General features: G+C 72.4%; 9 protein-coding genes and 1 tRNA gene. 3 read left to right on the forward strand and 7 right to left on the reverse strand.

Features of this window, described 5'->3' with window-relative positions; genetic code table 11:
• Window positions 1-5: 5 nt before the first annotated feature.
• The gene (locus tag COGEMETH_RS00425) at window positions 6-977 is read right to left on the reverse strand and encodes a CgeB family protein (RefSeq protein WP_238180645.1); all 972 of its coding nucleotides are present in this window, start codon (window positions 975-977) and stop codon (window positions 6-8) included.
• Window positions 978-1,177: 200 nt separating this feature from the next.
• Window positions 1,178-1,252, reverse strand: a tRNA-Val gene (locus COGEMETH_RS00430).
• 222 nt (window positions 1,253-1,474) lie between these two features.
• On the opposite strand from COGEMETH_RS00430, the gene COGEMETH_RS00435 reads away from it, so the two are divergent.
• Entirely contained in the window at window positions 1,475-2,521 is a 1,047-nt protein-coding gene (locus COGEMETH_RS00435) for a hypothetical protein (RefSeq protein WP_238180646.1), read from the forward strand.
• Window positions 2,522-4,687 carry a glycosyltransferase family 2 protein gene (locus COGEMETH_RS00440; RefSeq protein ID WP_238180647.1) on the forward strand — a complete coding sequence of 722 codons (2,166 nt, stop codon included), beginning with the start codon at window positions 2,522-2,524 and terminating at the stop codon, window positions 4,685-4,687. It abuts the gene before it with no gap.
• A 242-nt stretch (window positions 4,688-4,929) separates the two neighbouring features.
• On the opposite strand, the gene COGEMETH_RS00445 is transcribed toward COGEMETH_RS00440, so the two are convergent.
• Window positions 4,930-5,202 (reverse strand): hypothetical protein, encoded by a 273-nt coding sequence (locus tag COGEMETH_RS00445; RefSeq protein WP_238180648.1) that lies wholly within the window; start codon window positions 5,200-5,202, stop codon window positions 4,930-4,932.
• Between the two features lie 300 nt (window positions 5,203-5,502).
• On the opposite strand from COGEMETH_RS00445, the gene COGEMETH_RS00450 reads away from it, so the two are divergent.
• Window positions 5,503-6,729: an ABC transporter substrate-binding protein gene (locus tag COGEMETH_RS00450; RefSeq protein ID WP_238180649.1), complete on the forward strand. Its 1,227-nt coding sequence runs from the start codon at window positions 5,503-5,505 to the stop codon at window positions 6,727-6,729.
• Between the two features lie 255 nt (window positions 6,730-6,984).
• Here COGEMETH_RS00450 and COGEMETH_RS00455 read toward each other — a convergent pair whose 3' ends face one another.
• The 4 genes from COGEMETH_RS00455 to COGEMETH_RS00470 form a co-directional block, all read right to left on the reverse strand.
• Window positions 6,985-8,226 (reverse strand): allantoate amidohydrolase, encoded by a 1,242-nt coding sequence (locus tag COGEMETH_RS00455; protein ID WP_238180650.1) that lies wholly within the window; start codon window positions 8,224-8,226, stop codon window positions 6,985-6,987.
• On the reverse strand, window positions 8,223-9,488 hold the full coding sequence (locus tag COGEMETH_RS00460) for a Zn-dependent hydrolase (RefSeq protein WP_238180651.1): 1,266 nt from the start codon (window positions 9,486-9,488) through the stop codon (window positions 8,223-8,225). Before COGEMETH_RS00460 ends, COGEMETH_RS00455 begins: the two co-directional genes overlap by 4 nt.
• A 209-nt stretch (window positions 9,489-9,697) precedes the next feature.
• The gene (locus tag COGEMETH_RS00465; protein ID WP_238180652.1) at window positions 9,698-10,156 is read right to left on the reverse strand and encodes a tellurite resistance TerB family protein; all 459 of its coding nucleotides are present in this window, start codon (window positions 10,154-10,156) and stop codon (window positions 9,698-9,700) included.
• 160 nt (window positions 10,157-10,316) lie between these two features.
• On the reverse strand, window positions 10,317-11,236 hold a 920-nt coding region (locus COGEMETH_RS00470; RefSeq protein ID WP_238180653.1), incomplete at its 5' end, for a carboxylate-amine ligase.

The following is an 11,236-nucleotide window of genomic DNA, read 5'->3' on the forward strand; positions in this document are numbered from 1 at the left end:
CGATCCTAGCCGTTATCCAGGCGGCAGAGGGCGAGCAGCCGGCGGGCGCGGGCGGCGTAGGTGTGCTCCCGCAGGGCGCGCTCCTGCGCGGCGCGCGCGATCGCGAAGATGCCGGCCGGGTCGTCGCAGGCCCGCTCGACCGCCCGCTCGATGTCGCGCACCCCGTCGACCAGGATGATCTCGGTCTCGGGCTCGAAGCAGTCGCAGATCTCCAGGCCCGAGACGAAGTAGAGCTGCGCCGAGCCCGACAGGGCGACCTCGAAGGTGCGTGGGCCGGGGCTCGCCGCCGGCAGGCCGTAGCGCCGGTTGGCGATGTCGAGGTCGCGGCCGACGTTGAGGGTGAGCCGCGCGTCGGCGGCATGGTCGGCCATCTCGGAGACGCTCAGGCGCCGGTTGGTGGCGCAGCGCAGGTCCGGCGGCCAGCCGTCGCCGAGGATCGCGCTGGCGTGGCGCGACAGCAGCCGGTCGGCCCGGCGCAGGAGGTCGATCCGGTTGGCGTAGGCCACGCCGCAGAAGAACACCGTGGTCGACCGCGCCTCCACCGGCCGCAAGGGCCGCAGGTGCACGGAGGGCGAGGCGGCCAGCGGCAGGTGGTGGACGTCGTCGTGGCGGTAGTGCGGCACCGACCAGTTGTCGTTGGAGAACACGATGTCGGCCAGCGGCCCGGCCTTGAAGGCGTAGTCGATCTCGTAGGGGTCGTCGTGCAGCCAGAGGGCGAGGCGGCCGCCCACCGCGTCCACCGCCCGGCGCAAGGAGCGCAGATCGGAGGCGTCCGGCACGAGGCTACCCACGGCGACCACCAGGTCCGGGCGCGCCTGCGCCACCGCCGCGGGGGCGAGTTCGAGGGGGCGTGCCGAGACACTGCCTGCCCCGAGCACCTCGGCCAGGCCCTCGGCGAGGTAGGCGCGGATCGCCGAATTGGTGTTGAGGCTGTCCTTGAACGTGCTGGTGACCAGGACCCGCGGCGCTGCGATCATCGACCTCCACCCTAAGGATTTCTCAGTGCAAGGTCCGACTGGCCGTCCCATTCGACCGGTCCGGGGACTTTGGCCGTCGGCGGACCGTTCGGTCGCAGGTCCGGCCCGATGAACAGGTCCGGCCCAATGAACAGGTCCGGCCCAATGAAAAAGGGCCCTTCTGAGGGCCCTCGAAGTCTTCGTCCATTCCGCTGCCGGAATGGTGGGCGCGACAGGGATCGAACCTGTGACCCCTACCATGTCAAGGTAGTGCTCTCCCGCTGAGCTACGCGCCCCCGCCTGGGCCGTTAAGCCCCGGTGGCGGGCCTATAGCCCCTGCCGCCGGGGGGCGCAAGCCGAATGCGCGGGGCGCAGGGCAATCGCCTGACGCCGCCTCGGCGGCGCCTGCGGGATGCGCCGCTGCATGCATCCGGAAAATGCGCTATGGCCCGCTCCCGGCCCGCATGCGGCGGACCACGGTACGCGCGCCCCCGGCCGGGCCGCCGCAGCGACGGGACATGCGCTTCTTCATCGACTTCGACAACGGCGACCTGATCCGCGGTTGGATCGTCCCGGACAACCCGCTCGCCATCAGCCGCGTCGTCGTCGCCGTGGACGGACGGCGCATGGCCGAGATCCCCGCCGCCATCGTCGACGAGGCATTCAAGCGGAACGGCTGGCACTCCACCGGCCAATGCACCTTCGAGCTCACGGACGGCACGGTGCCGGGCCTGTCCGACCTCCGCCGGCTCGAACTCTACGATGCCGACACCAACGTGATGATCTACCGGCGCGTGCCCCGCGACGGGCTGGTGATGCAGCGGGTGCTGCTGCTCAACACCGGCATCCACCCGGAGACCGTGATCCAGGGGACGCTGTTCCGGCACTTCCAGCAATCCTATTTCGGCCTGCACCGGATGTCGGACGAGATCCTGACCAGCATCTTCGCCAGCCAGGCCATGCCCTCCTCGCTCCTGTCGGGCTCGATCGTGGTGCCGCGCTACGAATCGCTCTTCACCCCCGACCTGATGCTCACCACGATCCTGCTCCACGACCCCCACGTGGAGATGGCGACCCGGATGCTGTGGCTGAGGGCGCGGGCGCAGGCCGCCGCCGACCCGGCCCGGTCCTGGCGGGTGGGCCGCCACGCCGAGTCGGCGCTGTTTGCCGAGGACTGCGACTTCACCGACGTGAAGAGCCTCAAGCGCTTCTTCAAGATGCTGCCGGAGGCCGCCTACCACCTGCTCTACAACCCCCTGACCCGCCAGCTCGGCACCCGCCTGCCCGACGACCGGGTGCATCCGGGCAATTCCATCGTCGCCATCGAGATCCTGGCCCGCGTCGGCATCGTCGGCCACCGGGACTACTTCGAGGCCTTCGTCTCGACCCTGCTGGACCGGCTCGGCATCGACGAGGCCGTGCCGGCGCCGACGCCGATCCCCTCCGAGGCCCTGGCGCTGGCCGAGCGCCTGCGGAGCGTCAAGGCGGTCGCCGACATGCTGGTCTTCGACATCGCCATGTCCGACGCCGTGCGCGGCTCGGTCGCCAAGGGCTGGGCGAACTAGGTGGGCGAGGTCGCAGCCGACCTCTCCGGCGGCGGCCGGCCGCTCCGCTCCCTGCCCGTGCTCCGGGAGGGCGAGGCGATCGCCGTCGACCTCACCGGCTGCGGCCTTGCTGGGGCCTGGGTCACCATCACCCTCACCGACGATCCCGGCGCCGAGCGCAACGCCCGGCTGCTGCTCGGCCTCGTCACGGCTGCCAGCCCCCGCGGCGGGCCGCCGCTGGCCGAGGAGGCGCTGGGCGGCGGCGTCTTCGCCTGGACGGGGCGGCTGCCCGAGGACGTGCTGGCCCTGCGCGTCACGGGCCTTGCGGGCGGGCGCCCCTTGAGCCTCTCCCGCATCGCCGTCCGCCGCAGGGGCCGGCCGGGTCTCGTGGCCCGCGCCGTGACCCGCGCGCCGGGGCTCGCGGTCCGGGCGGTGTACTGGCGCAGCCTGGGCAAGAAGGTGCGCGGCCGGGCCTTCCTCGACCGGGCCCTGCGCCACCGGGCCGAGGCCGGTTACCAGGCCTGGATACGCCGCAGCGCCAGCTTGAGCGCGGCCGAGCGCGGGCGCATCCGCGCCGACGTGGCCGGCTGGGAGGCGCCCCCCCTGATCTCGGTGCTGATGCCGGTGCACGACCCGGCACCCAAGGTGCTGCGCGCCGCCATCCGCTCCGTCGAGGCCCAGCTCTACCCGCATTGGGAGCTGTGCATCGCCGACGACGCCTCGACCGATCCGGCGATCCCGCGCCTGCTGGCGCGCTGCGCGGCGGCCGACCCGCGCATCCGCGTGATGCGAAGGCCGGAGAACGGGCACATCGCGCGGGCCACCAACGATGCCCTGGCGCTGGCCGGCGGCACCTGGTGCGCCTTCCTCGACCACGACGACGTGCTGGCCGACAACGCCCTCTACGAGGTCGCCCGCGCGGTCCGTGCCGACCCGGACCTCGTGCTGGTCTACACCGACGAGGACAAGATCGACGCGGCCGGCCGCCGCTTCGAGCCGCACTTCAAGGCGGATTTCGACCGCGAACTCCTCTACGGCCAGAACTACCTCAACCACCTCACCGCGATCCGCACGGAGGCGGTGCGGGCGCTGGGCGGCCTGCGGCCGGGCTTCGAGGGCAGCCAGGACCACGACCTGCTCCTGCGCCTGACCATGGGGCTCGACCCCGCCCGCATCCGCCACGTCCCGATGGTGCTCTACCACTGGCGGGCGGCGGGCGGCTCGGGCACCTTCTCCGACCGGGCGCTGGCGCGGGCCGAGGCGGCGCGGCTGCGGGCGCTCGAGGAGGTCGTCGCCCCCTGGGGCGGCCGGGCCGAGCGGGGGCCTTTGGGCTTCAACCGCTTGGTCCGGCCCCTGCCTGCACCCCCGCCTCGGGTCACCGCCATCATCCCGACGCGGGACCGGGCCGAGCTGCTGCGCGTCACCCTCGACGGGCTTTTTCACAAGACGGACTATCCCGAGATCGAGGCGATCGTCGTCGACAACGACAGCCGCGAGCCGGAGACGGCCGCGCTGTTCGCCGAATACCGGGACGACCCGCGCCTGCGCGTCCTGCCGGTGCCGGGGCCGTTCAACTTCTCCGACCTGTCGAACCGGGGGGCGGCCGCGGCGAGCGGCGCCGTGCTCCTGTTCCTCAACAACGACGTGGAGGTGATCGAGCGGGGCTGGCTTGCCGAACTCGCGGCGCTCGCCCTCGATCCCGGCATCGGCGCGGCCGGCGCCAAGCTGCTCTATCCGGACGGCACCCTCCAGCACGGGGGCATCGTGCTCGGCATCGGCGGCGTGGCCGGCCACAGCCACCCCGGCGTGCCCGGCGACGACCCCGGCTACTTCGCCCGGATGGTGCTGGCCCAGGAGGTCTCGGCCGTCACCGGGGCGTGCCTGGCCATGCGCGCGTCGGTCTTTTCCGAGGTCGGCGGATTCGACGCGGAGCGGCTCAAGGTCGCCTTCAACGACGTGGACCTGTGCCTGCGGGTGCGGGCGGCCGGCTACCGCATCGTCTGGACGCCGTTCTCCCGGCTGATCCACCACGAATCCAAGAGCCGCGGCCCGGAGGACACCCCGGACAAGCGCCTGCGCTTCCAGGGCGAGACCGCGGTGATGCAGGAGCGCTGGGGGGCGGAGCTGCGGGCCGACCCCTACTACAACATCAACCTGTCGCGGAATTCGGCCCATTACCGCCTGTGAACCCGCGCCCGCTCGATCGAAGTGGACGCGGTACCACCGAGCCTGCGCGGCGCTTGAGCGAAGCCGAAATCCGCATCGCGACCTGATCGGCCGGATTTCGCATGCGGGCGCCGGCATGGGGGCGCCAGGCCGAGCACGATGCGCCGACGAAAAAGGCGCGCCCCATGGAGGAGCGCGCCTGATCGCGTGGATGGACGGAGCCGCCTGTCGCAGGCTTGCGCCCTACGCCCGCACGCGGATCGTTACTTTCCGCCGCCGCTGCCGGTCGAGCCGACGCGGGAGGGCTGGCCCTCGTTGCCGGCCGCCGCCGAGTCGCTGGCGATGCCGTCCGCGGCCCGGCCGGTGGGCGAATAGGTGGCGGCCGCTTCCTCGCCGGTCGATCCCGGCTGGCGGGTGACGACGCCGGGGGCGCCGGGCGGGACGATCACGGTCGTGCCGGTGGGCGTCTCGACGACCTGAGCAACGGCGGGTGTCGCGAGCGCCAGGGCGACGGCGGCGAGGGCGAATCTGGTCACGGGTATCTCCTGACAGGATGGGTGCGGCAGGAAACTCCTGAGCGGTGCGTCAACCTCGATTGCGCGCGATTGATCCCTCGACCGGTGCGGGGCACACGGCTTTGTGTGCGCTGCCGCACCCCAGTTCGTCCGGCGACCAGCGAGGCCGGCGACCGGGCTTCCGCCCGCGGTTCGGTATGCATCGGTGCGAACCTGTCGCCCGCGCCCATGGCGCCGGGGCCGCCCTTGGCCTACCCTGCCCACCGGACCGCCCGAACGGCGGCCGGCCGACAAGAATCGAGACCGCAGGGTGAGGAACGCATGACCAAGGGACGCACGGGCCTCGCGCTCGCCGCCGCGCTGCTGGAGGCGACGATGCTCTCCGCCCCCGCCGCCTCGCAGACGCTCTCGGACGGTGTCGTCAAGATCGGCATCCTCAACGACCAGTCCGGCACCTATGCCGAGTTCGGCGGCCGCTCCTCGATCGAGGCGGCGCGGATGGCGGTGGAGGATTTCGGCGGTTCCATGAACGGCAAGCCGATCGAGATCGTCACCGCCGACCACCAGAACAAGCCGGACATCGCCTCGGGCATCGCCCGCCAGTGGTACGACCGCGACAACGTCGACGCGATCATGGAGCTGACCACCTCCTCCGTCGCCATCGCGGTGCAGGGCCTGTCCAAGGACAAGAAGAAGATCACGATCACCACCGGCTCGGCCAGCGCCGACATCACCGGCAAGCATTGCACGCCCTACGGCTACCACTGGGCCTACGACACCCATGCGCTGGCCGTCGGCACCGGCGGCGCCCTGGTGCAGCAGGGCGGCGACACCTGGTTCCTGATGACGGCCGACTACGCCTTCGGCTACTCCCTGGAGGCCGAGATCAGCCGCTACGTCACCTCGAAGGGCGGCAAGGTGCTGGGCTCCGTGCGCCACCCCCTCTCGGCCCAGGACTTCTCCTCGTTCCTGCTTCAGGCTCAAGGGTCCGGCGCGAAGGTGATCGGGCTCGCCAATGCCGGCCTCGATACCGCCAACGCCATCAAGCAGGCGGCCGAGTTCGGCATCGTCGAGGGCGGGCAGCGGCTGGCCGCGCTCCTGTTCACCCTCACCGAGGTCAAGGGCCTCGGCCTCAAGGTGGCCCAGGGCCTGACGCTCACCGAGGGCTGGTACTGGGACCTCACCGACGAGACCCGCGCCTTCGGCCAACGCTTCATGAAGCGCACCGGCAAGATGCCGAACATGATCCATGTCGGGACCTATTCGGCGGTGCTGCAATACCTCAAGGCGGTCAAGGCCGCGGGCACGGACGAGACGGACGCCGTCAACGCGCTCCTCCACACCATGCCCGTGGACGACGTCTTCGCCAAGGGCGGCAAGGTTCTGCCGAACGGGCGCATGGTGCACGACATGTACCTGTTCGAGGTCAAGAAGCCGGCCGAGTCGAAGGGCGAGTGGGACCTCTACAAGAAGCTCGCCACCGTGCCCGGCCCGGAAGCCTTCGCCACCGCCGAGGCCAGCGGCTGCCCCTTCACCGCCGCCAAGTGAGCCGCCGAGTGAGCCGCCAAGTGAGGCTCTGCGGGGCCGGCCGGCGCGACCGCGGGCCTCTCCTCCCCCTTGTGGGGAGGAACCGGAGGTGAGGGTCGTGCAGACGGCACCGCATCGCTTTATCCTGAACCACCCCCACCCCTGACCCCTCCCCACAAGGAGGAGGGGAAACCGCGTTCCGGAAAAAAGACTTATCCGCCCGTAAGCAATGTGTGAATCCGGCAGTCCTTGCGGGGAGGGGAAGGCCTCTGCGGATCAGGCGCTCGAGCGAGTCCGCTCCGCGCAGAACCCCCGGATCGCCCGCAGCATCACGGCCGCCCCGGCCTCGATGTCGGACAGGCTCGCATACTCCGCCGGGTTGTGGCTGATGCCGCCGCGGCAGCGCACGAACAGCATCGCGATCGGAGCGATGGCGGCCACCGACATGCCGTCGTGGCCCGCCCCGCTCGGCAGGGCCAGCACCGGATGGCCCTCCTCCGCGATCGCCGCGCCGACGAGCGCCGTCAGCGCGGGGTCGCATGGGACGGCGTCGGCCTCGTGCAGGAGCGCCACCCCGAGGCCGAGGCGGCGGCGCACGGCGATCTTCCGGCAGGCCGCCTCGATGTCGGCGAGGGCCGCCAGCCGCTGCCCGTCGTCGGGCGCGCGCAGGTCCAGGCTGAAGCGGGCCTGCCCCGGTATGGTGTTGACCGCCCCCGGCAGCGCCTGGATGCGCCCCACCGTGCCCACGAGGTGCTCCTCGCCCCGGCAGCGCGCCTCGATCGCCAGGACGCATTCGGCCGCGCCGGCCAGCGCGTCGCGCCGCTCGGTCATGGCCACGGTGCCGGCATGGCCCGCCTCGCCGGTGAGGGTCAGTTCCAGGCGGCTCGCCCCGCTGATCGCGGTGACGAGGCCGACCGCCAGCCCCTCCCGCTCCAGCATCGGCCCCTGCTCGATGTGCAGCTCCAGGTAGCCCAGGATTTTTTCAGGATCTCGGGCTGCGCTCTTCACCGCGCCGGGGTCGAGGCCGTAGGCGCGCATGGCCGCCGCCAGCGTGGTGCCGGCCGCGTCCGTGGTGCGCAGGGCCGCCGGGTCGAGATGGCCGGCGAACGCCCGGCTGCCAGTCAGCGTTGCGGCGAACCGCACCCCCTCCTCGTCGGCGAATCCCACCACCTCCAGGGCGACGGGGAGCCGTACGCCCTCGCGCACCAGAGCCGCGACGCAACCGATCCCGGTGAGCACGCCCAGCGGCCCGTCGAAGCGGCCGGCGTTGCGCACGGTGTCGAGGTGCGAGCCGATCACCAGGGCCGGAGCGTCCGGCTCGGGGCCCTCGACGCGGCCGATCAGGTTGCCGACCGCATCGCGCCGGACGCTCATCCCCGCCTCGCGCATCCAGCCCGAGACCAGGATCTCGGCGCGGGCCTGCTCGGGGGTGAGGTAGAGGCGGGTGATCGCGCCCGGCTCCGCGCTGATGGCGGCGAGCGTATCGAGGCGCTCCTGGATGAGGGGGGCGAAGATCACGGGCGGGGCCCCCGGGCCAGCGTCAGCAGGGTGTGGAGCAGGACGTCGGCGCCCGCCGCGCAATCGGCCTGCGTGGCCGATTCCGATTCGTTGTGGCTCACCCCGTCCTTGCAGGGCACGAAGATCATCGCGGCCGGGACTTTCGCTGCGAGGTTGCAGGCGTCGTGGCCCGCCCCGGAGACCATGCGGCGGCGGGACAAGCCCAGGGACTCGGCCGCGGACTCCACCGCGGCGACGAGGCCGGGATCGAACGGCACCGGCTCCTTGCGCCAGATCCGCGTGAGGTCGATGTCGAGCCGGCGCCGCGTGCCGATCTCGCCCAGGGCCGCGCGCAGCTCCGCCTCCACCGCGTCCAGGGTCCCGGATTTCGGATCGCGCACGTCGAGGCTGAAGGCGACGCGGCCCGGCACCACGTTGCGCGAGGGCGCCCCGATCACGCTCTCGCCGATGGTGGCCACCGCCGAGGGGCCGTGCGCCAGGGCGATCCGCTCCGCCGCTAGCGCGATCTCGCACAGGCCCAGCAGGGCGTCGCGGCGGCGCGGCATCGGCGTGGTGCCGGCATGGCTCTCGAAGCCGGTGACGCTCCCGTCGAACCAGGCGATCCCCTGCCCGCCCTCGACCACGCCGATGGTCCGCCCCTCCGCCTCCAGGATCGGGCCCTGCTCGATATGCAACTCCACGAAGGCCCCGATCTTTTGGGACCCCACCGGTTCGTCTCCCCGGTAGCCGATGGCGTCGAGCGCCTCGGCGACGGTGATGCCCGCCGCATCGCGCTTGGCCAAGATCTCGTCCGTGGTGAACTCGCCCGCATAGGCGGCCGAGGCCATCATCGCCGGGGCGAAGCGCGAGCCCTCCTCGTTGGTCCAGTTGACCAGCAGGAGCGGCGCCTCGGTCTCGATCCCGGCATCGTTCAGGCTGCGCATCGCCTCCAGCCCCGCCAGCACCCCCAGCACGCCGTCGAAGCGGCCCCCGGTCGGCTGGGTGTCGAGGTGCGAGCCGCAGGCGACCGGCGGCAGGCTCATGTCGCGCCCGCGCCGCAGGGCGTACTGGGTGCCGAGCGCATCGACCCGGACCTCCAGCCCCGCGGCCTCGCAGGCGGCGCGGAACCAGTCGCGCACCTGCCCGTCCTCGGGGGAGAGGGTGAGGCGGTTGAGGCCGCCGGCCGGCGTCGCGCCGAAGGCCGCCGTCTCCAGGATCGTGGACCACAGCCGCGCGCCGTCGATGCGCAGGTTGTGGGTCTTGGGTAGCGCCTGCTCGCTCATCGCCGTCTCCTGCGCCGTCCGGGACGATCGCTCGAGAGCGGTTGCCCTGGATTCCTGGTCAGCCCCAGCCGCCTGCGCCCGCCTCCGCGGGCTCGGGCTTTCCGCTTCGCTCCGGGGCTTCCGGGATGGATACTCTGGAAACCCCGCTCCGCGGAACGCCCTTCGCGTCCGGACGCCGCCGCGGCGGCGTCCGGTGGTCGCCCCGAGGATCAATCCGCCCGCTTGACCGGCGAGGCCCGCAGCAGCGCGGCCTCGTCGACCCCCAGGGCGGCGGCGATCTCGGAGAGCGCCGTCGCCTCGATGGTGCTGATGCCCTCGTGGTCGGCCACGTCCGCCGCGATCAGGAACACGGCCTCGCGCTGGTCCTGGGGCCGGCCGGCAACGGTTGCCACGTGGCGCAGGTTCTCCGCCCGTCCCGCCCGCGTCCGGGCCCGCGCGATGCCGTCGTAGAGTTCGCTCTCCAGCATCAGGGTGTCGTAGCCTTTCTCCAGGATCGGGTGGGCGCGCATGCCTGCGAGCGCCGTCTCGAATTCCGGCCCGGCCACCTCCCCGTCCGCCACGATCACGTTGGCGGCGGCCGAGACGGCGGCCAGCATCAGCGCCTTGTCGCCGGCATAGGCCGAGACCGTGAGGGCCATGCGGCCGAAGATGTCGCGAAGCAGGCTCATGTACGTATTTCTTGGGACAGGCGGGGTCCGAGGTGTTCCGGCGCAGCGGGTGCATGATACCGTCCCGATGCGCAACCTCCGCCGCCCGGCGGTGCTGCGACCGGCGGGCCGGCCCCGAAGCTCCCCTCCGACGGGTGCCGGTCCGCCGTATCGAGGGGGCTCACCGTCGAGCTCCCTCCGCCTTCCTTCCGGGAGCGCCCTTCGGCCGAGCCCGCCCCGCAGTCTCGGCGGCGAGATCGTCGACGACGCCGGCCAGCGCCGCCCGCTCCGTCTCCCCCCGCTTGCGCGCCGCCTCGAAGGCCGCCACCTGCCGGTCCGCGCTCGACCCCTGCGCCGCGATCGTCCGCGCATGGGCGCAGACCGCGCCGCAGCCGAGCGTTTCCGCGTCCTCTTCCGTCAGGGCGAGCAGCCCGTCGACGGCCTCGGCCAGGGGCACGGCCCGCTCGGCCGCCTCGTCGATCAGCTCGGCCCGCACCCCGTCGCGCTCGGCCCGCCACAGGTTCTCCATCACGAAGCCCCGCGAGGCGCCGGTCAGGCGGGCGTGGATCTCGGGATCGCGGTCCACCCGGCGCACGAGACAGCGGAACAGGGCCGCGACCGTGAGCGCGTCCTCCAGCCGGGTGCAGCTGTCGGCGACGCGCAGCTCCAGGGTCGGGAACTTCACGGAGGCGCGCAGGTGCCACCACAGGAAGCTCGCATCCTCGATCGCGCCGGCCTTCTCCATCACCCGGACGTAGCGGTCGTAGTCCGCCCGGTCGTCGAAGAGTTCGGGCAGGCCGGTGCGGGGCAGTTCGGCGTAGGCCCGCATCCGATAGCCGGACAGGCCGGTCGGGTGCCCCTGCCAGAACGGCGAGGAGGTCGAGAGGGCGAGCAGGACCGGCAGGAACGGCAGCAGACGGTTCTTGAGGTCGACCCGCGCGTCCGGGCGCGGCACCTCCACGTGGACGTGCAGGCCGCAGACCATGTTGCGCTGCCCGATCATGCGCAGGTCCCGCATGATGCCGCGGTAGCGGTCCCCGTCCGTCTCGGTCTGGCGGCGCCAGGTCGCGGTGGGGTGGGTGCCGGCGGCGAAGACCAGGA

The organism is Methylobacterium trifolii, assembly GCF_022179685.1.
GTDB lineage: Bacteria > Pseudomonadota > Alphaproteobacteria > Rhizobiales > Beijerinckiaceae > Methylobacterium > Methylobacterium trifolii.